This is a genomic window from Sphingopyxis sp., assembly GCF_035565275.1.
In the GTDB taxonomy this organism is placed as follows: Bacteria; Pseudomonadota; Alphaproteobacteria; order Sphingomonadales; family Sphingomonadaceae; genus Sphingopyxis.
This window is the reverse complement of sequence record NZ_DATMST010000063.1, coordinates 12,966-36,813: the sequence shown is the minus strand read 5'-3', so window position 1 is coordinate 36,813 and position 23,848 is coordinate 12,966. Positions and strand designations below refer to the sequence as shown.

27 protein-coding genes are annotated in these 23,848 nt (G+C 64.6%); 10 read left to right on the top strand and 17 right to left on the bottom strand.

Annotation, left to right across the window (positions count from 1 at the left end; all coding sequences use genetic code 11):
• Positions 1-69 precede the first annotated feature (69 nt).
• The 3 genes from VN047_RS04710 to VN047_RS04700 all read left to right on the top strand — a co-directional run bounded on the left by VN047_RS04710 (position 70) and on the right by VN047_RS04700 (position 3,460).
• Complete coding sequence (locus VN047_RS04710) at positions 70-366, top strand: hypothetical protein (protein ID WP_325540528.1); 297 nt, start codon at positions 70-72, stop codon at positions 364-366.
• A gap of 83 nt (positions 367-449) precedes the next feature.
• Positions 450-2,705: a phosphoribosylformylglycinamidine synthase subunit PurL gene (gene purL, locus VN047_RS04705; protein ID WP_325540526.1), complete on the top strand. Its 2,256-nt coding sequence runs from the start codon at positions 450-452 to the stop codon at positions 2,703-2,705.
• A gap of 17 nt (positions 2,706-2,722) precedes the next feature.
• Positions 2,723-3,460: a DUF72 domain-containing protein gene (locus tag VN047_RS04700; protein ID WP_325540524.1), complete on the top strand. Its 738-nt coding sequence runs from the start codon at positions 2,723-2,725 to the stop codon at positions 3,458-3,460.
• A 6-nt stretch (positions 3,461-3,466) separates the two neighbouring features.
• On the opposite strand, the gene VN047_RS04695 is transcribed toward VN047_RS04700, so the two are convergent.
• The gene (locus tag VN047_RS04695; RefSeq protein WP_325540522.1) at positions 3,467-3,805 is read right to left on the bottom strand and encodes a helix-turn-helix domain-containing protein; all 339 of its coding nucleotides are present in this window, start codon (positions 3,803-3,805) and stop codon (positions 3,467-3,469) included.
• A 134-nt stretch (positions 3,806-3,939) separates the two neighbouring features.
• Between VN047_RS04695 and VN047_RS04690 the strand changes: the two genes are divergently transcribed.
• On the top strand, positions 3,940-4,587 hold the full coding sequence (locus VN047_RS04690) for a flavodoxin family protein (RefSeq protein WP_325540520.1): 648 nt from the start codon (positions 3,940-3,942) through the stop codon (positions 4,585-4,587).
• Positions 4,588-4,674: 87 nt separating this feature from the next.
• On the opposite strand, the gene VN047_RS04685 is transcribed toward VN047_RS04690, so the two are convergent.
• Positions 4,675-5,454 (bottom strand): Coq4 family protein, encoded by a 780-nt coding sequence (locus VN047_RS04685; protein ID WP_325540518.1) that lies wholly within the window; start codon positions 5,452-5,454, stop codon positions 4,675-4,677.
• Positions 5,455-5,582: 128 nt separating this feature from the next.
• On the opposite strand from VN047_RS04685, the gene VN047_RS04680 reads away from it, so the two are divergent.
• The gene (locus VN047_RS04680; RefSeq protein ID WP_325540516.1) at positions 5,583-6,821 is read left to right on the top strand and encodes a DUF418 domain-containing protein; all 1,239 of its coding nucleotides are present in this window, start codon (positions 5,583-5,585) and stop codon (positions 6,819-6,821) included.
• Positions 6,822-6,828: 7 nt separating this feature from the next.
• On the opposite strand, the gene VN047_RS04675 is transcribed toward VN047_RS04680, so the two are convergent.
• The 6 genes from VN047_RS04675 to panB all read right to left on the bottom strand — a co-directional run bounded on the left by VN047_RS04675 (position 6,829) and on the right by panB (position 12,136).
• On the bottom strand, positions 6,829-7,224 hold the full coding sequence (locus VN047_RS04675; RefSeq protein WP_325540581.1) for an Hpt domain-containing protein: 396 nt from the start codon (positions 7,222-7,224) through the stop codon (positions 6,829-6,831).
• A gap of 123 nt (positions 7,225-7,347) precedes the next feature.
• Complete coding sequence (locus VN047_RS04670) at positions 7,348-7,581, bottom strand: sulfurtransferase TusA family protein (RefSeq protein ID WP_325540514.1); 234 nt, start codon at positions 7,579-7,581, stop codon at positions 7,348-7,350.
• A complete protein-coding gene (gene der / locus VN047_RS04665; protein ID WP_325540512.1) occupies positions 7,578-8,966 on the bottom strand; it encodes a ribosome biogenesis GTPase Der in 1,389 nt (462 codons plus the stop codon). Before der ends, VN047_RS04670 begins: the two co-directional genes overlap by 4 nt.
• A 46-nt stretch (positions 8,967-9,012) precedes the next feature.
• Positions 9,013-10,347, bottom strand: coding sequence for a PQQ-binding-like beta-propeller repeat protein (locus tag VN047_RS04660; RefSeq protein WP_325540510.1), 1,335 nt, complete (start codon positions 10,345-10,347; stop codon positions 9,013-9,015).
• Position 10,348: 1 nt separating this feature from the next.
• Positions 10,349-11,155 (bottom strand): tetratricopeptide repeat protein, encoded by an 807-nt coding sequence (locus VN047_RS04655; protein ID WP_325540508.1) that lies wholly within the window; start codon positions 11,153-11,155, stop codon positions 10,349-10,351.
• 117 nt (positions 11,156-11,272) lie between these two features.
• The gene (gene panB, locus VN047_RS04650) at positions 11,273-12,136 is read right to left on the bottom strand and encodes a 3-methyl-2-oxobutanoate hydroxymethyltransferase (protein WP_325540506.1); all 864 of its coding nucleotides are present in this window, start codon (positions 12,134-12,136) and stop codon (positions 11,273-11,275) included.
• A 147-nt stretch (positions 12,137-12,283) separates the two neighbouring features.
• Between panB and VN047_RS04645 the strand changes: the two genes are divergently transcribed.
• On the top strand, positions 12,284-12,709 hold the full coding sequence (locus VN047_RS04645) for a DUF2178 domain-containing protein (protein WP_325540504.1): 426 nt from the start codon (positions 12,284-12,286) through the stop codon (positions 12,707-12,709).
• Entirely contained in the window at positions 12,702-12,923 is a 222-nt protein-coding gene (locus tag VN047_RS04640; protein WP_325540502.1) for a helix-turn-helix transcriptional regulator, read from the top strand. The genes VN047_RS04645 and VN047_RS04640 overlap by 8 nt, the downstream gene beginning before the upstream one ends.
• Before the next feature lie 60 nt (positions 12,924-12,983).
• Here VN047_RS04640 and VN047_RS04635 read toward each other — a convergent pair whose 3' ends face one another.
• The 4 genes from VN047_RS04635 to VN047_RS04620 all read right to left on the bottom strand — a co-directional run bounded on the left by VN047_RS04635 (position 12,984) and on the right by VN047_RS04620 (position 16,088).
• Positions 12,984-13,925, bottom strand: a complete 942-nt coding sequence (locus VN047_RS04635) for an aldo/keto reductase (protein ID WP_325540500.1) — start codon at positions 13,923-13,925, stop codon at positions 12,984-12,986.
• A complete protein-coding gene (locus tag VN047_RS04630) occupies positions 13,922-14,998 on the bottom strand; it encodes a glycerophosphodiester phosphodiesterase (protein ID WP_325540498.1) in 1,077 nt (358 codons plus the stop codon). The genes VN047_RS04635 and VN047_RS04630 overlap by 4 nt, the downstream gene beginning before the upstream one ends.
• Positions 14,995-15,345, bottom strand: a complete 351-nt coding sequence (locus VN047_RS04625; RefSeq protein ID WP_325540496.1) for an ArsC family reductase — start codon at positions 15,343-15,345, stop codon at positions 14,995-14,997. The genes VN047_RS04630 and VN047_RS04625 overlap by 4 nt, the downstream gene beginning before the upstream one ends.
• Before the next feature lie 65 nt (positions 15,346-15,410).
• Complete coding sequence (locus VN047_RS04620) at positions 15,411-16,088, bottom strand: cyclic nucleotide-binding domain-containing protein (protein ID WP_325540494.1); 678 nt, start codon at positions 16,086-16,088, stop codon at positions 15,411-15,413.
• 255 nt (positions 16,089-16,343) lie between these two features.
• On the opposite strand from VN047_RS04620, the gene VN047_RS04615 reads away from it, so the two are divergent.
• A complete protein-coding gene (locus tag VN047_RS04615; RefSeq protein ID WP_325540493.1) occupies positions 16,344-17,717 on the top strand; it encodes a class II 3-deoxy-7-phosphoheptulonate synthase in 1,374 nt (457 codons plus the stop codon).
• Positions 17,718-17,822: 105 nt separating this feature from the next.
• On the opposite strand, the gene VN047_RS04610 is transcribed toward VN047_RS04615, so the two are convergent.
• Complete coding sequence (locus VN047_RS04610; protein ID WP_325540492.1) at positions 17,823-19,325, bottom strand: M28 family peptidase; 1,503 nt, start codon at positions 19,323-19,325, stop codon at positions 17,823-17,825.
• Positions 19,326-19,389: 64 nt separating this feature from the next.
• On the bottom strand, positions 19,390-20,205 hold the full coding sequence (locus VN047_RS04605) for a CoA ester lyase (RefSeq protein WP_325540491.1): 816 nt from the start codon (positions 20,203-20,205) through the stop codon (positions 19,390-19,392).
• A gap of 81 nt (positions 20,206-20,286) precedes the next feature.
• Here VN047_RS04605 and VN047_RS04600 point away from each other — a divergent pair, with 81 nt between their 5' ends.
• Complete coding sequence (locus VN047_RS04600) at positions 20,287-21,198, top strand: SPFH domain-containing protein (protein WP_325540488.1); 912 nt, start codon at positions 20,287-20,289, stop codon at positions 21,196-21,198.
• A gap of 1 nt (position 21,199) precedes the next feature.
• Positions 21,200-21,646: an NfeD family protein gene (locus tag VN047_RS04595; protein WP_325540486.1), complete on the top strand. Its 447-nt coding sequence runs from the start codon at positions 21,200-21,202 to the stop codon at positions 21,644-21,646.
• A gap of 7 nt (positions 21,647-21,653) precedes the next feature.
• Here VN047_RS04595 and VN047_RS04590 read toward each other — a convergent pair whose 3' ends face one another.
• The 3 genes from VN047_RS04590 to VN047_RS04580 form a co-directional block, all read right to left on the bottom strand.
• On the bottom strand, positions 21,654-22,196 hold the full coding sequence (locus VN047_RS04590; protein WP_325540484.1) for a GNAT family N-acetyltransferase: 543 nt from the start codon (positions 22,194-22,196) through the stop codon (positions 21,654-21,656).
• A 32-nt stretch (positions 22,197-22,228) separates the two neighbouring features.
• Entirely contained in the window at positions 22,229-22,777 is a 549-nt protein-coding gene (locus VN047_RS04585; protein WP_325540482.1) for a hypothetical protein, read from the bottom strand.
• A 157-nt stretch (positions 22,778-22,934) separates the two neighbouring features.
• The gene (locus VN047_RS04580) at positions 22,935-23,831 is read right to left on the bottom strand and encodes a metal-dependent hydrolase (RefSeq protein ID WP_325540480.1); all 897 of its coding nucleotides are present in this window, start codon (positions 23,829-23,831) and stop codon (positions 22,935-22,937) included.
• Positions 23,832-23,848 lie beyond the last annotated feature (17 nt).

Here is a 23,848-nt window from a genome sequence, read left to right as displayed (position 1 = left end):
CACAAGAAGAGAGGGGCTCGAAGGCAAGTTTTGTTCAACCGACGTTGTTCATTGACAAGGACTTGCATCATGAAAAGATTCATTCTTCCCGCCCTCGGTCTGTTCGCGCTGGCGCCCACTGCCGCGCTGGCGAAGGACGAGGCGGTCAAGCGTTTCGAACATGACGGCGCGACCTACAGCTACACCGTCACGCAAGTCGGCGACACGCGCGTGATCAGCGGCGTCGAGGAACGCACCGGCAAGCCGTTCACGCTCCGTGTCGGCCAGCACCGCGTCCGCGGCACCGTCGGCTCGCAACAGGTAAGCTTCACACTCCGCGATGTCGAACCGCTCAAGATCGAGCCGACCACCCTCGCCTCGCGCTGAACCCTCTCTCCGACCGCAGACCCCATGATGTTTTCGCATCATGGGGTCTGTTCGTTTTGCGCAGTCGGAGCTAAAGGCGCGCCATGACTCAGACAGCAACCGCGCCCGCCTCCGTCATCACCCCCGAGATCGTTGCCGAACATGGCTTGTCTCCGGAAGAATATGATCGCGTCCTGCACGCGCTCGGGCGCGAGCCGAACCTTGTCGAACTCGGCATCTTCTCGGTCATGTGGTCCGAGCATTGCAGCTACAAAAGCTCGCGCCTGCACCTCAAGAAATTGCCGACCGAAGCGCCTTGGGTGATCTGCGGCCCGGGTGAAAATGCCGGCGTCATCGACATCGGCGAAGGCGAGGACGGTAAAAAGCTCGCCGCGATCTTCAAGATGGAGAGCCACAACCACCCGTCGTATATCGAACCCTATCAGGGCGCGGCGACCGGGGTAGGCGGCATTTTGCGCGACGTTTTCACCATGGGCGCGCGCCCGGTCGCGAACCTCAACGCGCTGCGTTTCGGCCGCCCCGACCATCCGAAGATGAAGCATCTGATCTCGGGCGTCGTTCACGGCATCGGCGGTTACGGCAATTGCGTCGGCGTCCCCACGGTCGGCGGCGAGGTCAATTTCCACAAGGCCTATGACGGCAATATCCTCGTCAACGCGATGACCGTCGGCGTCGCCGAGCAGGACAAGATTTTCTATTCCGCCGCATCGGGCGTCGGCAATCCGATCGTCTATGTCGGCTCGAAGACCGGCCGCGACGGCATCCACGGCGCGACCATGGCAAGCGCGGACTTCGGCGAGGATGCCGAGGAAAAGCGCCCGACCGTGCAGGTCGGCGACCCCTTCACCGAGAAATTGCTGATCGAGGCGTGCCTCGAACTGATGGCGTCGGACGCGATCGTCGCGATCCAGGACATGGGCGCCGCGGGCCTTACCAGCTCGTCGGTCGAAATGGCGTCGAAGGGCGGCGTCGGCCTCCACCTCAAGATGGACGACGTGCCGCAGCGCGAAACCGGCATGACGGCGTATGAGATGATGCTGTCCGAATCGCAGGAACGCATGCTGATGGTCCTGAAGCCCGGCCGCGAGGATTTCGCCGCAGCGATCTTCCACAAATGGGAACTCGACTTCGCGGTCATCGGCACCGTCACCGATACCGGGCGCATGGTGCTCGAGCATCATGGCGAGATCGTCTGCGACATCCCGCTCGCGCCGCTCGCCGACGATGCGCCGCTCTATGACCGCCCGCACGTCCCCACGCCGAAGCAGCCCGAACTGACCAACGTCCCCGAGACGAAAGACGTCGCGGCAGATCTAAAAACGCTCTTGGGCACCCCAGACATCGCCAGCCGCCGCTGGATTTGGGAACAGTATGACAGCCAGGTCGGCGCCGACACGGTGCAGACCGGCGGCGACGCCGCGCTCGTGCGCATCCACGGCACCAACCGCGCGCTCGCGATGTCGACCGACTGCACGCCGCGCTATTGCTACGCCGACCCCGTGGAGGGCGGCAAGCAGGCGGTTGCCGAAACGTGGCGCAACATCAGCGCCGTCGGCGCGACCCCGCTCGCGATCACCAACTGCCTCAATTTCGCCAACCCGCAGCGCCCCGAAATCATGGGACAGATCGTGGGCTGTCTCGACGGAATGGCGCAGGCGTGCCGCGCGCTCGACTATCCGATCGTGTCGGGTAACGTCAGCCTCTATAACGAAAGCAAGGCGACCGGCGGCGGCAGCGCGATCCTGCCGACCCCCGCGATCGGCGGCGTCGGCGTGATCGAGGATCTGGGCAAGGCGGTCGGCATCGGTTTCAAGCGGACCGGCGACATCGTGCTCGCGGTCGGCGAACGAGCCGGCCACCTCGGCCAGTCGGTGTGGCTGCGCGAAATTCTCGGCCGCGAGGAAGGCCCGCCGCCGCCTGTCGACCTGCGCGCCGAAAAGCGTACCGGCGACTTCATCCGCGGCGCGATCAACGCCGGCTGGATCACCGCCTGTCACGACGTCTCCGACGGCGGCATGGCGGTGACGCTCGCCGAAATGGCATTGAAGTCGAACATCGGCGTCCTAATCAGCGAGGAACAGCCCTTCGGTGTCGCCGAGAGCTTCTTCGGCGAGGATCAGGGGCTGTACCTTGTCACCGTCTGCGACACCTGCCTCGCCGACTTCCTTGATGCCGCCGGCCGCGCCGACGTGCCCGTCGATCCGGTCGGCCGCACGATCAAGGACCGTATCGTCTTCGAACTGGAGGGCAGCGACCATCAGGTGACGCTCGCCGAACTGCGTGAGGCCCACGAAGGCTTCTTCCCGAACCTGATGGGGGCCGACGCGGCCCTCGCATAAGTGAAAGAGAGGGGCCGATGAGCATCCATGTCGGAATCGGGGGCTGGACCTTCGAACCGTGGCGCGGCCCCTTCTACCCTGCCGGCCTCGCGCAAAAGCGCGAGCTCGAATATGCCGGGCAGCATCTGACCGGTATCGAGATCAACGGCACCTATTATGGCAGCCAGAAGCCCGAAACCTTTGCCAATTGGGCTGAAGCGGTCCCCGACGGATTCAAGTTCAGCGTCAAGGCGTCACGCTTCACGACCAACCGCAAGGTGCTTGCCGAAGGCGCCGCGTCGATCGAGAAATTCCTGACGCAGGGCCTGACGCGGCTCGGCGACCGGCTCGGCCCGATCCACTGGCAGTTCATGGCGACGAAGAAGTTCGATCGCGACGATTTCGCGGGCTTCCTCGACCTGCTTCCCGACACGCAGGACGGCGTGCCGTTGCGCCACGCGATCGAGGTGCGCGATGAAAGTTTCCGCGATCAGGCCTTTGTCGACATGGTGCGCGAACGGAACATGGCGATTGTCTATGCCGACAGCGACGAATTCCCGTGCATCGACGAGCAGACCGCCGATTTCACCTATGCGCGGCTTCAGCGCAGTCAGGAAGACGTCGACACCGGCTATGACGACAAGGCGCTCGACCATTGGGCGAAGCGCGCCAAGGATTGGGCGAAGGGGGATCAGGACGTCTACCTCTTCTTCATCTCCGGCGCGAAAGTCCGCAACCCTGCCGCAGCGCAGGCGCTGATCGCAAAGCTCGGCTGACCAACGTTACCCGCTGCCGGTAGTCGGGGGTTGCAGATTATGTTTCCCCCACTCGCATAGCGGCGTCAGCGCCTCGTTGAGCGACGCCCCCAAGGGGGTAACCGAATAATCGACACGCGGCGGGACCTGATGGAACATCTCGCGGTGGACAAGGCCGTCGGCTTCCATCTCGCGCAATTGCTGGATCAGCATCTTTTCGCTGATCCCGGCGATACGCCGCTTGAGCGCGCCAAAGCGCACCGGCGTGCCGTGAAGCTCCCAGAGAATCATAGCCTTCCACTTCCCGCCGATGACCTCGAACACCGGCCCGAGACCGTCATTATAGGGTTGTTTGCGCGTCGTCATTGACCAATTCTTACCTAATGGTGAGTATATGACAAAATAGTAGGTAATTGATCAATAGAAAGTATCACGCCACCCTTTTGCGATCAACCGGAGGCGGCAGCCGTGCCGCATCCAACGCGAAAGGATCAATCGATATGCCCGAAAAACTGCTTATTCTTGTCGGAAGTCCACGCCGGAACGGCAATAGTGCGACGCTTGCCGAAGCCGTCCGGCGCGGCGCCCAGGCGGCGGGCAGCGAGGTCGCACTGCGATTTCTGGATGACCATATTTCCGGGTTTCTGCGCGACTGCCGCCAATGCCGCCGGCCCGATGGCGAATGCGCGATCGACGACCCGTATCGCGCGCTGTTCTTCGACGAGTTCTTGCCCGCGCGCGGGGTGATCTTTTGTTCGCCCATCTATTGGTACGGCGTGTCCGCCCAGATCAAGGCGTTCTTCGATCGCAGCTTCTGCTATTATGCGGCCTCCTATCCGGGTTCGCAGGACGCGCTTGCCGCGATGGCGAACAAACGCCTGGGCGTGGTACTGGCGTCCGAGGAAACCTATCCCGGCGTGGCGCTCGGCATCGTCCACCAGATTCAGGAATTTTCCCGCTACACGAATTCTGATTTCGTCGGCGTGGTGCGCGGGGCGGGCAACAGCCGCGGCGAAGTGCGCAACGATCCGGCGAACCCCATCGGCGACGCCGAACGCATGGGCCGGGAGATCTTCTCCCGATCCTATTCGGACTACAGGCTGGAGACGCCGCGCAGCCCGCGTGTCTGGCCGGAGAAGGCGAGGTAAAACATCGGGGTCACCGGCAGGAAGCGCGTCCGGAAGATAAAAACTCGCCTCGAGCCCCCGGCTTTGCGGGGAGCTCGAGGTGAACGGTCAAGCGGCCGCGGCCTGCGCCGCAAGGAAATTGTACGGATCGATCCCGCGGTTGCGATACGCGCGGTGAGCCTCCTCATAGAGTGTCGGCTTGGCGATGCCGAGGCGTGCGCGCGCAGCTTCGAGCGGTTCGGCGAGCAGCGAGCGGATATCCTGCTCGATGATTGCCTGCGCCGCCTTGCCGTGGCGCTGACCCTGACGAATCGCGCCCATTACCGGCGCGTCACTCTTGATGCTCCGCTTCACTTCGTAACCGCCAGCATAGGCGATGAAGAAATTGCCGTAATTGCCCGTCTGGCCATAGGTGAAGCCAAGCACGCATTGTTCGCCAAGTGCATCACGGCCATAGCCCGTGAGGATGTGGAACAGGTCATGCGTGTCGCGCAGGCGATTCGAATACCATTGCACCTGGTCGTCGAATTTGGGGCGGCCCATCTTGTCACTCTCGGCAACAAGGCCAGCGGCCGACAGGCCTTCGCGGCGCATGAAGGTCACATAGGCATGGCCGACGCTGCCTTCGGGCAGCTGGTCGATCCACGCGTGATCGTCGAGCAGGTCAGGCAGATAGGGTTCGCGCTCCATCAGCTTCTGACCGAAATCGCTTTCGACGAAGGCACGCGCATCGTCCATGAAACCCTTGCGCGGCAAATTCTCGAAGATGTGGAAGACCTGTTCGGTGTCTTCCTTGTCCTTGATGAGCTTGCGAAAATGCGCGAACGCCTTCAGCGGGCGAAACTTCTGCGGCTGGCGATCGGGATGGGAGAAGATGGTGGGGATCATGGCTGGTCTCGTTCGAATCAGTTGATGCTGCCCGGATAGCATTACTGACACAAATGTCAATAGCAGCTTAACGGCTGGACCGCGACGGTGGCCGACCGTAACAGCTTCATAACCAGTGGATGGGCGATATGCGCGAAGACAGCGAAGTTGCGACCGAACGCCTCGTCACCCTCGACGCGCTGCGCGGATTCGCGGTCATGGGCATATTGGCCATGAACATCGTCGCCTTCGCGATGCCCGAAATGGCCTATGTCTCGCCCAAGGCCTATGGCGGCGAGACGGCGTCCGACATCTCCGCCTGGACAATCGGCTTCCTGCTGTTCGACGGCAAGATGCGCGGACTCTTCTCGATCCTGTTCGGCGCAAGCATGCTCTTGATCGTCGACCGGGCCGAAGCGTCGGGCCAGAATCCCGGCGCGGTCCATTACCGTCGCATGATGTGGCTCGCTATCTTCGGCCTCTGCCACTATTTCTTCATCTGGTGGGGCGACATCCTGTTCCTCTACGCCGCCGTCGGCTGCGTCGCCTTCGCTTTCCGCCGCTGGGAGCCGCGCCGCCTGATCAAATGGGCGCTCGGGCTTTTCACTCTCGGCGTTCTGCTGACGGCCTTTTTCTTCGGCTCGCAGCTTGCCGTCGCTTCCGCTGCCGATAACCCCGCGTCGACGATGGCGGAGGCCGGCCGCGACGTGCGCGACGAATATGCGAAGATTGACGACGAGGTCATCGAGGAAACGGCGCTCTACCGCGGGTCCTATCTTCCCATACTCGACGAACGGCTGGGCAACGCCGCCAATCCATTCGTCGGCGTGCTGATGACGATACTCGAAACATTGCCGCTGATGATGCTCGGCATGGCACTGTTCCGGAACGGCTTCCTGACTGGCGCGTGGACGCCCGCCGCCTATCGCCGCACCGCGCAGCGCTGGCTGCCGCCGGGGCTGCTGCTCACCATCCTCGTCGCATGGATCCAGTGGCGCGCGGGTTTCGACTATCTGGTCGCAGTCAACGCCTTCATGGCGTGGGCCGCGCCCGGGCGGTTGATGATGACGATCGCCTACGCTGCGCTGCTCGTGCTGCTGATCCGGCGCGCCGCAGGCAGCGTGTGGCTTGCGCGCGTGGCCGCCGCGGGACGTGCCGCCTTCTCAAATTATCTCGGCACCAGTATCGTGATGACCACGACCTTCTACGGTTATGGGCTGGGATTGTTCGGCGAGGTCGACCGCTGGACGCTCTATCTCTTCTGCCTGGGCATGTGGGCGTTCATGCTGCTGTGGTCGAAGCCTTGGCTCGAACGCTTTCGCTACGGCCCGTTCGAATGGTTATGGCGCAGCCTCGCGCGCGGGGCGTTCCAGCCTATGCGCCGATAGCCGCCGGTCAGTATCCGATGGCGCGGTCGAGCCCGCCGGGACGGCGCTGGACGAGCGGGTTGGCCTCGCGCTCGAGCGCGGTCAGCGTCTCTTCGAACAGCGCGCGCAACGCAACGACGCGCGGCAGATATTCTTCGGGACTGATCTGGCTTTCGACGCAATGCCGCGCGAACATTTCGATATCTTCGGCCAGCGCGCCAAGCCTTTCGCCGCCGAACTGGCGGGCTTCGCTCTTCAGCGTGTGCGCGGGCATGACGAGACCGCGCGCGTCACGCGCGCGCATCGCCTCTTCGATCGCGGCAACCGACTTGGTGCCGTCTTCGCGGAAATAGCCGAGAATCCGTACGAACGCCGCGCCCAACTGGGCACGCGTCGCGCGAAATTCATCCCAATCGACCAGCATTTCGTCCAATGTTCCGTCCCTTGGTGTTCAATTCGGCCGTGGTCCCGGCCCGTGCATGCCCGCCTTGGGTAAAAAAGACGTTACGGCGTGGAACGGTCGCCGCGAAAGCTGGCCCGTTTCAAGTCAGGGTCGCGTCACGCGCCAGCGCCCCTCGCCCGCGGTGGCGGCGTCCGCAGCGACCGACCAGCCATGCTCGCCCGCGAGCGCCATAACCTCGCGCCCCGCTTGCGGATCGTCAGCGATCAGCAGCACGTCGGCCGCTTCGCGCATTGCCCGTGCCAGTCGCAAGGCGGGCCATGGACAACGCATTCCCCGCGCATCGACGACCAGCGCCGCGGCGTCGTCAGCTGCGGTCATTCGTCGTACGGATTGCGCGTATTGCGGAAATTGAGCCGAACGGGGACGCCCTGAAAGCCCAGTTCCTTGCGCATGCCGTTGACGAGGTAGCGCTCATAGCTTCCGGGCAAGGCATCGGTGCGGCTGCCGAAAACGACAAAGGTCGGCGGCCGCGTCCGGGCTTGCGTGATATAGCGCAGCTTGATCCGCTTGCCGCCCGGCGCCGGCGGCGGATTCGCGGTCACCGCGCTCTCGAACCAGCGGTTGAGCCGGGCGGTCGAGACGCGGTTGGTCCAGATCGCGCGCTGTTCGAACGCGACACGGACGAGCGTATCGATCCCCTTGCCCGTCGCGCCCGAAATACTGAGCACCGGCACACCCTTCACCTGGCTCAGCCCGTCGTCGAGCGCGGCACGAACGCCGTTGAACAGTGACGAGGGATCCTCGGCGACGTCCCATTTGTTCAGCGCGACGATCAACGCGCGCCCTTCCTGCAGCACGCGGTCGGCGATGCGCAGGTCCTGTGCCTCGAGGCCTTTCGTGGCGTCGAGCAGCAGCACGACCACCTCGGCGAAATCGACCGCGTGCAGCGCGTCGGCGACCGACAGTTTCTCGAGCTTGTCGACCACCTTCGCGCGCTTGCGCATCCCCGCGGTGTCGAACAGCTGGATCTCGTGGACCTCGCCGTCCTTTTCCCACTGCCAGTCGACGCGGATCGAATCGCGCGTAATCCCTGCCTCGGGTCCGGTGATCAGCCGGTCCTCGCCGATCATGCGGTTGATCAGCGTCGACTTGCCGGCGTTCGGGCGGCCGACGATCGCGAGCTTCATCGGCCCGAGCGGCGCGTCCTCGTCCTCCTCGCCCTCGGCGAGCGGCGGCGAAAGTTCCGCCTCTTCCGCGTCATAGGCCTCGACGATCGGGCGCAAAGCATCGAACAGGTCGACGACGCCTTCGCCATGCTCGGCGCTGAGCGCGACCGGATTGTCGAAGCCGAGCGAATAGCTTTCCATCAGGCCATTTTCGCCCTGCTTGCCCTCGGCCTTGTTGACCAGCAGGATGATCGGCGTGTCTTCGCTGCGCAGCCAGCGCGCAATTTCCTCGTCGAGCGGGGTTACCCCCGCGCGGCCATCGATCATGAACAATGCGGCATCGGCCTCACGCACCGCCTTTTCGGTCTGCACGCGCATGCGGCCGGGCAGCGTTGCCGCATCATAATCCTCGAAACCCGCGGTATCGACGATCGTGAATTTCAGGCCGAGCAGTTCGCCATCGCCCTCGCGCCGATCGCGCGTCACTCCGGGCTGGTCATCGACGAGCGCAAGGCGCTTGCCGACCAGCCTGTTGAACAGCGTCGACTTGCCGACATTGGGCCGGCCGACAATGGCGATCGTTGCGGATCGCGCCATGCTTCTATCCTATCTTTCGGCGCGGCCGCAGCGGCCGCGCGCCCTGTTACCGCCAGGCGGTGATGCGTCCGTCGTCCGCCAGAATATAAAGGACGTTGTTCGCGACGATCGGGGGCTGTGACAGCGGCGTCTTGAATTCGGTCGTCGCCAGCGTCGAGCCATCGGTCGGCGAGAATTCAACGAGCTGACCTTCGCTGTTGACCGCGATCAGCCGCCCGCCTGCAAGGATCGGCCCCGTCCAGCGGATCGGGTCCTTTTTCTTCTTCTCCGTCTCGACGCGGAAGCGCGCAAGCTGCTGGAGCCAGCGAACCTTGCCCGAAGAGCGCGCGACACACAGCAGCTTGCCGTCGTCGGTCATCGCATAGACCCATTCGCCAACCACATAGGGCGTCGAAATGCCCGCGATCGAGATTTCCCAGCTGCGCTGGCCCGTCAGCAATTCATAGCTCGCCATGCGGCCGCCCTGGCCAAGCGCGAAAACCCTGCCCCGGTCGACGACCGGATCGGCATCGACGTCAGTCAAAGTCGACACCGACAGCGCCATCGACGTGCGCGCGAGCGCGTCTTCCCAAAGGTCGCGGCCGTTTTCGTAACGATAGGCCTGGACTTCGCCCGACGAGAAGCCGGCGACGATCGTCCCCTGCCCCGCCGCGGGCGATGCCGCCCCGAATACGCTGCCAGCCTCCATCGACGCCGTCGCCTGCCACTGGACCGCGCCATTGGTCGCGTTGAGCGCGAAAATCTGGTTGTCCTGACTGATCACATAGACGCCGCCAAAGGCAATCGTCGGCGCGCCGCGCAGCGGACCCGAGGGCTTCACCTTCCAGATCACCGATCCGTCAGCGACGTTCAGCGCGGCGACATCGCCCACACCGCTCGTCGCATATACGACCGACCCGTCGACTGCCGCACCGCCACCGAACAGCGAATCCTTGAAATCCTTTTCGGTACTGCCGATCGGCGTCCGCCACAGCTGCGCGCCCGTGTCGGCGGCAAAGGCCGACACCACGGCGTCGGTGCCGACCGCGAACAGGCGGTTATCGGCAACGACCGGCGCCGCCGCGAGCCGCAGCTTGTTGGTTCCGCCGGTAATATCGGCCTGCCACAACTGGGTTCGGGTCGCGCCCAGCGCCGGATGGCCCATCGATTTCGACGCATTGCCGCCCGATTGCGCCCAGTCGGCATTGACCGCGGGTTCAGGAAGGACGACCGCGATCGCGGCCGTGGCGGGATCGACCTTGACACTATTGTCGTTGGACAGGATCGATACGCGGTCGCCGACGGTCGGCGTCTTCGGCCCGCCGTCGCCCTTGAACACCCCACAAGCCGCGAGCGGCAGCGCCAGCAACGCTGCATAAATTCCGTACCGCGTGTTCCGCATCTTAGTTGACTTCCTCAGCTTTTCCGGCCGCCGCTGCCTTGGGCGCGGCACTGCCTTTCTGGTCCCCGGCGGCAGCCTGCGCCGCCCCCGTCTTGTCGGCTGCGGCGCTTTCGGACGCCCGGTCGGCGACCGCGTCGACGCCCAGCATGCCCGCCATCTGCACCGCGCGCGATTCGAGCGACTTGGCGACGCCCGGCGTCTTGGCAATGCGGCCGTACAGCGCGCCCGCCTGATCGAATTGGCCCAGCTGATAATGCGCCGTCGCCGACAATTCGGCGGCGCTGGCGAACCAGCTCGAAGCCGGATCCTTCGCGTCGACCATCGGTTTCAGGCGGGCGATCACCGCCGCGGGCTTCAGCGTGTCATATTCGAACGCGGTCTGGCGGATCAGCGCCAGATCGCGGAGCGACTGATCGAGCTTCGTGTCGGCAGCGACTTTCGCCATCAGCGCAGCGGCGGCTTTCAGGTCACCAGTCTGAGCCTTGATATTCGCCTGCTGCATCGCGGCGACGGCGCCATAGGCGGGATCGCCATCGGCTTCGAGCTTCTGCAATTCGGCGGCGGCGGCACGCGGCTGATTGGACTGGAGCTTTTCGAACGCCGCGATCAGCTGCTCGGCCTGCTCGCCGCGCGCAACGTCCTGACGATGGCTCCAGAACAGATAGCCCCCGAACGCCAGCAAGGCAGCGAGGACACCGCCGACAATCCAGCGGCCGTAGTTTTGCATGATCGTATCGAGCCGGTCCTTGCGGACGGCCTCGTCAACCTCTTGCAACAGCGCGGCATCATTCGTCGGGCTCAGGGCCAATCAAACCTCCATCTTGTCATTCATGGCTCTGGGCATATTTCCCGCCGGTCGCTTCCTTAGCGACCACGCCGAAAAAGGCCAAGCGATTCACTTGCCCCTTCAGCGCACCGCCGCGTTTCAGCCGGCGTAGGTCTGATCCTCCGTCGGGAATGAACGGGACCTGACTTCGTCCGCATAGTCCTTGACCGCGCCCTCGACGACGCCGGCCATGTCCTGATAGCGTTTCACGAATTTCGGGACGCGTTCGAACATCCCCAGCATGTCGTCGGTCACCAGCACCTGGCCATCGCATTGCGCCGACGCACCGATACCGATGGTGGGGCAATCGACCTTGTTGGTGATTTCGATCGCGATCGATTCGAGCACGCCCTCGATCACGATCGAGAAGGCGCCCGCCTGTGCCACCGCGACGGCATCCTCGACGATCGACCGGGCTTCCTCGTCGCTCTTCCCGCGCACGCCATAACCGCCGAGGATATTGACCGCCTGCGGCGTCAGGCCGACATGGCCCATCACCGGAATGCCGCGCTGGGTCAGGAATTCGATCGTCGGCGCGAGCACCTTGCCGCCCTCGACCTTGACCGCCGCTGCGCCGGTTTCCTTGAGCAGCCGCGCCGCATTGTTGAATGCCTGTTCGGGGCTGCCCTCGTAACTGCCAAAGGGCATATCGACGATCACTGCGGCATGCCAGCTGCCACGCACCACGGCGGCGCCGTGCAGCGCCATCATTTCCATTGTCACGCCGACGGTGTGCGGCAAACCATAGATCACCTGCGCGAGCGAATCGCCCACGAGCAGCATGTCGCAATGCGGGTCGAGCAGCTGTGCCATGCGAACGGTGTAAGCGGTGAGCATCACGATCGGCTCGCCGCCCTTGCGCTGGCGAATCCGCGGTACGGTCAGTCGCTTCATCGGCTGCGGCGTCGGATTCGCGCGGCTGGTGGAGGTGTCGAGGGTGAGCGTTTTGGGGAGTGTAGACATGGGCCGGGGTCTAGCCCCTTGCCGCACCGAACGAAAGGTCGAACCGCGCACGGGAATGGCCAATGCCGCATCATGTAAAATTTTCTTGACTCTATGTTCAATATTTTTAACATTACGTTGCATATGACGAACATTGGAGCTTTGCTCATGACCTACAGGGAAAAGACCAGTTGGCTGACGCTGGGGGCGATGGTGCTGGCCTACAGCCTCTATTTCGGACTGGTTCTCGCCGGGCACCCGGCGGGAACCTCGCCGTTCGCGATGCTCTGGCTGTTCGGCCCGATCGCAGCGACGCAGGGGTTGGTCGTGCTCGCCGGCTATGCCTGGCTCACTCTCGAGGCGCGCAAATCGCCGCGCCCCCGGGTGGATGAACGCGACCGCGCGATCGCCGCACGCGGCGCGCAAATGTCCTATTATGTCCTGCTCGCCGGGACGATGCTTGTCGGCGTCGTCATGCCCTTCACCGACCCGCCGATGCGGATCGTCAACAGCGCGCTGTTCGCGATCGTCCTCGCTGAACTCACCGGGCATGTGGTCGTCCTGACGAGCTACCGCCGGGGGTGGCATGGCTAAGCCGCCCTTCACGAACGACATCCGGACACTGCGTTTTCTGGCGGGCGAGATGACGCAAGGGGATCTTGGCGACCGCGTCGGCGTGACGCGCCAGACGATCGCGGCGATCGAGCAAGGCAAATATTCGCCCTCGCTGGAAGTCGCTTTCCGCATCGCGCGGGTCTTCGACAAGCCGCTCGAGGCGGTGTTCCAGTGGGACGACAGCGAATATTGAGATAGCGCGGCCGCGCGGGTCCGGACCGGCGCCCCCTTCCCCGGTGGTGCCGGCCGGGCTTCAGGCCGTGGCCAGCGCCGCCAGCTGCCCGTCGCCGAGTTCAAGGTCCATGCTGCCAAGCAACTCATCGAGCTGTTCGACCGTGGTGGCGCTGGCGATCGGCGCCGTCACGCCCTGCTGCGCCGCGACCCACGCGAGCGCGATCTGCGACAGGGTGGCGCCGGTTTCCGCGGCGATGGCATCCATGACCGCGAGCACCGCCGGGCCGCGGCCTTCCATATAGGCTTTGGCCTTGTAGCCCCGGACGCTTTGTCCGAGATCGCCCACGGCGCGATATTTGCCCGACAGATAGCCGGAGGCGAGGCTGAAATAAGGGATCACGCCGATGCCTTCGGCGACGCAAAGCCGTTGCAGCGCGCCTTCATACTGGTCGCGGTCGAGCAGATTGAGTTCGGGCTGCATCACCGTGAAGCGCGGCAGGTCTTTTTCGTCGGCGATCCGAAGCGCCTCGGCGAGCCGGTCAGCGCCATAGTTCGACGCGCCGAGCGCGCGGACCTTGCCCGCATCAATCAGCTCGCCGAACGCGCCCAGCATCTCGTCCAGCGGCACGTCGGGATCGTCCTTGTGCGCGAAATAAAGGTCGATCGTGTCGACTCCCAGCCGCTCGAGCGACGCGTCAGCCGCAGCACGGATGCGGTCGGGCTCCAACCCCTTGCCACCCTCGCCGGGCAGCATGCCGACCTTGGTCGCGATCAGAATCCTGTCGCGCGCGCCGCTGGCTTTCAGCCATTCGCCGATCACGCCTTCAGACTCGCCTCCGACATGGCCGTCGACCCACGCCGAATAGACGTCGGCGGTGTCGATCATCCGCCCGCCGCCCTCGACAAAACGGTCGAGAACGGCAAAACTCGCGGCCCGGTCAGCGGTCCAGCCGAAAACATTGCCGCCCAGAACCAGCGGCGGGATCGAAAGCCCGCTCTTGCCCAGCGCCCTCTCGGTCATCGGCGAACTCCTTTCTTCACGGTCGCGACGGCTTCGCGCGGGTTGTCGCTGAACAGCCCGTCGATACCGGTCTGCAGATAGGCGGTGATTTCGGCGGCAAGGTCGCCATGGCCGGCGGGGTTGATCCCGCCCTTGTCGCCGAGCGGCAGGAAGTAATTTTCACGGCGAAATGTCCACGGATGGACCTTCAGCCCCGCGGCATGCGCATCGCGTACGAGGCTCGTCGGGTCGCCCAGTCTCCCGAGGGCGCCGCGCGGGATCACCATCGCCTTGTTGGGTCCGATGCCGTCGGCATAGGCGGCGATCATCTTCAGGCCTGCGGGCGACGCCATGGCGGTATAACTTGTGCCGGGCCGGTCGGCGGGCGCGCCCTCGGCGTCCATCAGCTGGATCAGCGGCAGGTCGCTTTTTGCGCGCAGGTCCATCAGATTGCCGACCTCGAAGCTCTGGATGAATACCGGCGCGCCGCGTCCGCGATAGCCGAAACGATCAAGTATCGTGAGCAAGGACGCCTCATGCGGCAGGCCGATCGCCACAAAATAGCCCGGATGCTTGGTTTCGGGATAGACGCCAACCGGCTTCTCCCGTCCCTTGTTGACCTCGGCGAGCAAAGTCAGGATTTCCTCGAAGGTCGGGATCTCGAACCGGCCGTCATATTCGGTGCTGCGTAATTTCGGCAGCCGCTCACGCGCGCGGAGTGTCTTGAGCTCGGCGAGCGTGAAATCCTCGGTAAACCAGCCGGTGACCTTTTGCCCGTCGATCGTTTTCGTCGCCTTGCGGCCAGCAAATTCGGGATGATCGGCGACGTCGGTGGTTTCCGAAATCTCGTTTTCGTGCCGCGCGACGAGCACGCCGTCCTTCGTCAGCACCAGGTCGGGTTCGATATAGTCGGCGCCAAGCTCGATCGCTAGCCGATAACCTGCCAGCGTATGTTCGGGCCGCTCGCCCGACGCACCGCGGTGCGCGATGACGATCGGCGGGTTGCCGTCGAGGGTCGGTTGCACGGTCACCGCGTCAGCCGTGCAGCCGGCCGACAGCGTCAGGGCCAGCAGGACCGGAGGCCATCGCATCATGCAGCAAAACGTGTCTGCCAGTCGGCAGCCCCAAAACCGACGCTGACCCCGTCCGCCGCTTCGATCACCGGGCGTTTGATCATCGCGGGCTGCTCCAGCATCAGCACCTTCGCCGACGCGGCATCGAGCCCTTCCTTCTGCGCATCAGGCAGCTTGCGAAAAGTCGTTCCCGCCCTGTTGAGAAGCTTTTCCCAGCCCAGCGCGTCGATCCAGCCCTGCAGCCGCGCAGCGTCGAGCCCGTCCTTGCGCACATCGTGAAATTGGTAGGCGACGCCGTGCTCGTCGAGCCAGCGCCGCGCTTTCTTCACCGTGTCGCAGTTCGAAATGCCATAGAGAATCATCGTCATGGATCGATGACTAGCAGGCGCCGGTTGCAGATTCGAGGCTGAGAACCACCACGCCACGAAATGCCCTAAGACAGCGGCGGCGGATCGGCGATCCGGGTGTTCGCGCTCGCCAGTTTGCCGCGTAACGCGCGCGCAAAACCTTCGTGCAATGCTCCGGCGACGCCGGGGTTGGCCGCGAGATAGGCGCGTAGCGCCGCGGCGGGGACGAACCACAGCCGCGCGTTGCTGGCGAGCTGCACCGTCCCGGTGGCCTGCGCACCATCGAGCACCGTCGCCTCGCCGATCAGCGCGCCGTCGGACAGTTTGCCGACCTCGACGCCGTCGCGCAGGATTCCGGCCTGCCCTTCGGCCAGGTAGAAGAGGCTGGGCGCCGCCTGGTTCTCCCGGATCAGTATCTCGCCGCGCTTCGCCGAAATCCAGTGCCCCTGATCGATCAGGTCGCGCGCGACCGCGGCGCTCAGCCCGCCGAAATGCTGGCGGCGCAACTCCTCTTCCTCGGCCGAAAAGCGGATATTCGTCCCGCGAAGCCAGAGACGCGCCAATATGCCGAGATTGACGACAAGAATCGCGAGCACGAGCAGACTGTAGCCGAAATCCGAACCCCGAAAGAGCGTCAGCGGGAGCGCGACGAGAGCCGCCGCGGCAAGACCGATGCGGGCATAGTCGATGCGCACGACAAAACTTGTCGCCAACAGCAACAAGAGCGTCGCATAGAGGAACCATGCGGAATCGAAACTCGCCATAGCCAATCGCTCGCGTCGAGACCCGAAGTCGGGCCACTGGGTGATAACGTAACCGATTGCGGAACGCCTTGGTCGCACGCCCCGTCGCATTTCCGAAGGCCGTAACAAACTATCAGTTTTCGCCCTTCAAGAAAAGTATAGGTGCGCAAATACGACGAAAATGCTAATTTTGCGACTGGAAGGTTCGGGCGCATTGCGTCCGGACGGCATTCGCGCCATGGCGGCGCACGGATTCGAACCGAAAAGAACAGGCAGATGACGAAAAACTGGCAACCGCATAGCTGGCGCTCGCACGAGGCTCGCCAGCTTCCCACCTATCGCGACACCGATGCGCTCGCGGCTGCGGAACGCGAACTCAGCAATTATCCGCCGCTGGTTTTTGCCGGCGAAGCACGCGACCTGACCGCCGACCTCGCGCGCGTGGCGGAGGGCAAGGCGTTCCTGCTGCAGGGCGGCGATTGCGCCGAAAGCTTTGCCGAATTTCATCCGAACAACATCCGCGACACTTTCCGCGTGCTACTGCAGATGGCGGTCGTGCTGACCTTTGCGTCGAAAATGCCCGTGGTGAAGCTCGGCCGCATGGCGGGCCAGTTCGCCAAGCCGCGCTCGGCCGATCTGGAAGACATCGATGGCGTGTCGCTGCCCAGCTATCGCGGCGACATCATCAACGACATCGCGTTCGAGGAAACGGGCCGCGAGCCCGACCCGCAGCGCATGGTCAAGGCGTATAACCAGTCGGCGGCGACGCTGAACCTGCTGCGCGCCTTCGCGAACGGCGGCTATGCAAACCTGCACCAGGTCAATGCTTGGACGCATGATTTCATGGACCGCAGCCCGTGGGCGAAGAAATATCAGGAAACCGCCGCGCGGATTTCCGAAGCGCTCGCCTTCATGGAAGCGTGCGGCGTGACCCCCGAAACGGTGCCACAGATCAAGGGAACAAGCTTCTACACCAGCCACGAGGCGCTGCTGCTTCCCTATGAGCAGGCGCTGACGCGGCAGGACAGCCTGACCGGCGGCTGGTACGACACCTCGGGCCATTTCCTGTGGGTCGGCGACCGCACCCGCTTCGAAGGCTCGGCGCATATCGAGTATCTCCGCGGCATCGGCAATCCGGTCGGCATGAAATGCGGGCCGAGCCTCGAGCCCGACGTGCTGCTGCGCCTGCTCGACACGCTCAACCCGAACCATGTCGCGGGCCGCATGACGCTGATCACGCGCTATGGCCACGACAAGATCGAGGCGCATCTGCCGAAACTCGTTCGCGCGGTGAAGGAATCGGGCCACCCCGTCGTCTGGTCGTGCGATCCGATGCACGGCAACGTCATCAAGACGCCCAACGGCTACAAGACGCGCCCGTTCGAGCGCATCCTCGCCGAAGTGCGCGGCTTCTTTGCCGTGCACCGCGCCGAGGGCACGCATGGCGGCGGCATCCATATCGAGATGACCGGGCAGAACGTCACCGAATGCACCGGCGGCGCGATGGATGTGACGCAGATGGATCTTGCCGACCGCTACCACACGCATTGCGACCCGCGCCTGAACGCGGGTCAGTCGCTCGAACTGGCGTTCCTGCTGGCAGAGATGCTCAATCAGGAAATGGCCGACCGCGCGAAGCAGGCGGCTTAAAGTTCGCCCGATAGAATAACGTTGCCCCCGCGAAGGCGGGGCAACGTTATCGATGGAGCTTCAGGTCGCTAGCGGCCCCCGCCTTCGCGGGGCCGACGCCCGTCGCTATTTGCCCGGCCACCGCTTGGTATCGGCGAACGCCCGGCCCAGTGCGACGTGCAGGTCGGCATCCTCGGCTGCGCCGCCGAGCGGGATCTTGTCGGAAAAATTGTCCGCAGCCGTATGATAGTCGCTGCCGAGGAAGTCCTCGAGCAGCTTCATGTCCGAAAAGCTGCCGCCGACCATCAGCGAGGTCACGCCCTTCGCGCCGAGCGCCCAGCCATCCTGCCGCTGGATGAAGGCGTCAGCCTCGCCATCGTCGTCGAGCCTGCGCCCGAGCTTCGTCGCTACGTCGCGCACCACGGCGTCATAAGCCGGCTTGCCGCGCCCGATCGTCGCCACGGGCGTGCCCCGCGGCGAGATGGCGATCGTGTCGATGTTGAGCGCGACGGTGATGTCGCCGAGCGGCACCGCCGGATGATCGGCGAAATAATGCGCGCCGAGCAGGCCCTTCTCTTCGGCGGTCGTCGCCATGAAATAAATGTCGCGGTCGGGTCGCGTGCCCGAACCCAGCCGCTTCGCGACCTCGATCAGCACCGCGATGCCGCTCGCATTGTCGACCGCGCCGTTGCAGATGCGGTCCGCGTCACCTTCCTTGCCGCAGATGCCAAGATGATCCCAGTGGCCGAGGAACAGCACCGCCTTGCCGTCGGGCTTCGCACCCGGAAGCTTCGCGACGATATTGTTGCTGGCGAACGAACGGATATTCGTCTTGGCCGTGAAGTCGGCGGTCACCGGCAGCACCGCACCGCGATAGTCGGGCGACTTCGCAGCCTCGCGCGCCGCCGCGCCGCCAAGTCCGGCCTTGGCGAGCAAGGCATCGGCCCCCGCGATCGACAGGAAGCCCGAAACCGGAGCACCCGGCGCCGCGTCGGCGAGCCGCACCGTCTTGCCGCCGACATTCTCGCGCAGTTCGGCCCAGGGCAGCGCATCGGTCGCGATCACCAAGACCGCGCTTGCGCCGGCATCGGCCAGCATCTGACGCCGTTCGCGATAGCGCGGCAGCTTGTCGCCAAAGGGCGCGCTGTCGAACAGCATGATCGCGACCTTGCCCTTGACGTCGGCGTTGACCTTGCCCGCGCCGTCGATGCCATAGCCGACGAAGATCGCAGGCACGTCGGTCATCGACACCGATGCGTCGCGGCCGGTCAGGATGATGCCGTCCTTGTCCATCGCGAAATCGCGGCCGTTGACCTTGAATCTGGCGCTGCCCCCGACGGCTTGGCTCTCGACGAACGGTACCGGCTGCAACCATGGCGTCGCGCTGCCCGGGACCGCCTCGAGGCCGGCCTTCGCCCATTCGCCGACGACATAGGCGATCGTACGGTCTTCACCCTCGGTTCCCGGCGCGCGGCCTTCGAATGCATCGCTCGCCAGCACCTGGATATGCCGGGCGAGCTCGGCCTCGGTGACCGGCGCGTCGGCGTTTGCCGGCGCAGCCCAAACGGCAGGAGCGGATGCAAGAAGGACGACTGCCGCGACGGCGGCGTGGAAACGGGCGGTTTTCATGCGGCGGCGCATGGCATTTCCGCCGCGGCACGACAAGGCGCGTTCGTCGAATGACGAACGACCGTCAGACGATACGCCCCGCCCGCTCCAGCAGCGCCCGCGCCGCCGCGACGTGCATATCCTCGATCATCCGGCCGTCGTGACGCTGCGCCCCGCCGGTCGCCGCGGCGACGAGTGCTTCGGCGGCGGCGATCTCGCGGACCGACGGCGCAAAGGCGGCATTGCATGGATCGACCTGCGACGGGTGGACCAGCGTCTTGCCGTCAAAGCCCAGCCGGCGTCCCTCGATCGCTTCGGCCGCGAAGCCGTCGGCATCGTCGATCGCATTATAGACACCATCGAAGCCCCAGACCCCGGCGGCACGTGCCGCGAGGACGATCGACTGGATCGCGTAACTCATCGCGCGACGGTCGGGTCCGTCGGGGAGCTTCATTTCATGCGCGAGGTCGTTCAGCCCCGCGATCAGTCCCCCGACCGCGGGATCGGCGGCGATATCCTGCGCCGCATAGATCGCCGCCGGCGTTTCGATCATCGCGAGCAACGGAAATCCCAGCCCGCGTGCGGGGTCGAGATCGGCGCGCCGGTCGACCTTCGGCAACACCATGGCATCCAGCCCCAGCCCGGCAAGCGCATCGATATCGGCCGCCTGTTCGGGGGAGTCGGTACCGTTGATCCGCACCGCGACGCGCTTCCCCGGAAAGCCCGCTTCAACCGCCGTGCGCATCGCTGCGCGCGCCTCGCCCTTGCGATCGGCGGGTACGGCATCCTCCAGATCGACGATCAGCATGTCCGCCGCCAGCGCTTTCGCCTTTTCGAGCGCGCGGGCGTTCGATCCGGGGACATAGAGCAGCGAGCGCGGAGCATATTCACTTGGGGTCATGCGCTTTTCTGTGGCGCAGTCAGACCATTGCCGCAATAAGGAAGGCGTCGGCGGATGTTGAATTTGCAGAGGGGATGATCGATGGAATTCGCGCTTGCGCTGGTCGTACTGGCTCTTGTTTTCCTGATGTGGGCGCTGACGCCCGTCCGGCAGGGTTTCGCCTATACGATCGAACGCTTCGGCCGCTACACGCACACCGCGCAGCCCGGGCTCAACTTCATCATGCCGATCTTCGACCGTGTCGGTCGCAAGGTGAACATGATGGAGCAGGTGCTCGATATTCCCGGGCAGGAAATCATCACCAAGGACAATGCGATGGTCGCGGTCGACGGCGTCGTCTTCTTCCAGGTGCTCGACGCGGCGAAGGCGGCCTATGAAGTCAGCGATCTCTATCTCTCGATCATGAACCTGACGACGACCAACCTGCGCACCGTGATGGGCTCGATGGACCTCGACGAAACCTTGTCGAAGCGCGACGAGATCAACACTCGCCTGCTGCACGTCGTCGACGACGCGACGACGCCATGGGGCGTCAAGATCACCCGCGTCGAGATCAAGGACATCCGTCCGCCCGCCGATATCTCGAACGCGATGGCGCGGCAGATGAAGGCCGAGCGCGAAAAGCGCGCCAATATCCTCGAGGCCGAAGGCAGCCGCGCGTCGGAAATCCTGCGCGCCGAAGGCCAGAAACAGAGCCAGATTCTCGAAGCCGAAGGCCGCCGCGAAGCTGCCTTCCGCGATGCAGAAGCACGCGAGCGCGAGGCGGAAGCCGAAGCGAAAGCGACGCAGATGGTTTCGGACGCGATCGCTGGCGGAAATGCACAGGCGATCAACTATTTCATCGCGCAGAAATATGTCGAGGCGGTCGGCCAGTTCGCGACCAGCCCCAACGCCAAGACGATCCTCTTCCCCGTCGAGGCGACGCAGCTGATCGGCACGCTTGGCGGCATCGGCGAACTTGCCAGGGACGCGCTCGAACGCAAGGGAGCCTGACATGCCCGACTGGCTGGCCAATATGGAACCGCATTGGGCGTGGCTCTCCCTGGGCGTGCTGCTCGCCGCCGCGGAGATCGTCGCGCCGGGCTTTTTCCTGATCTGGGTCGGCGCCGCGGCGATCGTCACCGGCGTCATCGCATGGATCGTGCCGTTCAGCGTCCCGCTCCAGCTCGGCATCTTCGCGATCCTGTCGTTCGTCGCGCTCTATGGCGGACGCCGCTGGCTGAAGGCGAACCCGATCACCACGACCGATCCCCACCTCAACCAGCGCGGCGGCCGTCTCGTCGGCGAAGTACTGACGGTGACGCGCGCGATCGAGGATGGTCGCGGCCGTGCGAAAGTCGGCGACGGCGAATGGCCGGTGCGCGGCCCCGATGTGGCCGAAGGCGCCAAGGTCCGCGTGGTCAGCGCCGACGGCGGCGTGCTGGTCGTCGAGCCAGCCTGACCGCCCCTTATCCCCCGCGCGGGCGTGAATAGATCGCCACGACATGACCCAGCGCATCGCTTTCGCCGATGCGGCGGAAACCCAGCTTGGCCGAAACGCGTTCGGATGCATCGTTGCCGGGGTCGATGATGCATCGCACTTCTGCCGCATCGAGATGCGCGTCGGCCCAACCGAGCGTCGCCCTCATCGCCTCGGTCGCGTAGCCCGCGCCCCAATGGTCGGCGTCGAACGCCCACCCCGCCTCGGGCACATCTTCCAGTTCGGGGATGCCGCGGCAGAAATAGCTGAGCCCGCCCTGCCCGATCAGCTTGTCGGTCGCCTTGTCCGCAAAGACCCAATAGCCAAAGCCCATCACCGGCCACAGCCCGGCCGAGCTCAGGAACTTTCCCCAGCTGACGTCGGGCGCACGCGGTTCGCCGCCGATGAAGCGGGTGACGCGATCATCGGCCCACATCGCGGTATGGACGTCCTTGTCCGACAGTCGCCCGGGACGCAGGCGCATCCGTTCGGTCTCGATCACGGGCGGGGCGGTAAAGGTTTCGAATGCCATGGCTGCCGATGTGCCCAAGCGAACAGCGGCGGTCAATCGGGGACCAGATAATGGTCGAACAGGTCGTGCAGCACCGCCTTGCCGTCGACCTGCTGTTTTGCGCGCAGCACGGCGAGCGAGTCGACACGCGTCAGCACGTCGACGTGGCGAAGCACGGCATGATAGTGCGGCCGGTCGCGAAAGTCGGGGAACAGGAAGATACAGTCGGGCTTGCAGTGGACGATCGACTGCAACAGGCAAGCCACCCGGAAACGCCCGTCGATCAGCACCGCGTCGGGGCTGCCGCCCACGCTCCGCCAGATCTGCGTGTGATAGCGCGGCCAGTCGCGGATGCGGCTTTCGTCGACCGGATAACCCCGTTCGCCGACCGGGCCGATGTCGGCATGGAACGGCGTGAATTCGACAACCTCGCGCGCAATGTCGGCCTGCACCGTGCCCAGCCATGCGGGATCGCTGTCGACGCTGACGATCCGGCGCACCTGCCGTGCGGCGACGATCGTGCTGCCGCCGCACCCGAATTCGAGCAAGGAGCCGAGCCCTGCCAGTTGCAGTTCGAACTGCGTGATCTCGGCCGCGGTCATTTGTGGTCGCATGGTCTGGTCCCCTCCCACGCCATGAGGATATGGGACCAGAGCCGGCTCGTCCAGCCGGCATTGACACGATCGCTCTTCGCGGATGAGGAGGCCCGGAACAGGGAGAGAGAACCGTTCCGGACCCCCGCAACCGGGGAGAAGATGGTCAGGCGGCGGCCGCCGCCAGTTCCTCGCGCGGCGCCGACGAATGCGCCGGCATGATCGCGTCGGCATAATCGCTTTCATATTTGCCGATCAGCGCGCGGTCGTCGTGGTTCCACGGATGGAAGCCCGGCATGAAGTAGGAAAGCCAGGGGAAGAAGCTCTTGCGCAGCACGCCGGGCGTGCCGAGCAGATACCACCAGATGCGCGCCGTGACGCGCCAGCCGGTCAGCCCGTCCTGCTTCAGGAGTGCCTTCATGCCCTTCACGCGCTTGGGCCAGAAACGCGAGGTGACGAGGAGCATCATCAACGACTTGGCGCGCCAGCGGCGAAACCGGCTCCAGTCCTTCGTCGCATGCAGCCAGGTATCGTATGCGACGCCCTTGTGCTCGATCTCCTCGATCGCGTGCCATTTCCACAGGGCCGCCCATTCGGGCTCGGCGCCCGCATACATGCTGTCGTCGCGCAGCATCGTCGCCGCCATCATCGCGGTATAATGTTCGAGCGCGATCGTCGCCATCAGGTTGACGATCTGCGGGCGCGATTTGATCTGGTCGAGGACGTGGTTCACATCGGCCTCGAGTTCGGAAAGGTCGTATCCTGCTTCCGCCGCCTTCTTGTTGAACACGACATGCTCGCGGCTGTGAATCACCTCCTGCTGGGTGAAGGCGCGGATCTCGCGCGCCAGCTTCTCCGGCACGCCGTCGCGGTGCGCCTTCACCGCTTCGATGAACATCGCCTCGCCGCGCGGAAAGGTCACCGACAGCGCGGTGTGGAAAGCCGACGCGATCGGGTCGCCGTTCAGCCACCAGCGGCCCTGCCTGTCGTCGCGGCCAAAACGCATGTCGCGCGGGGTGATCGAAAGATCGGCGGGGGTCGGCGACCGGGAAAGGCTGGACATATGGCTCATACCGTCGA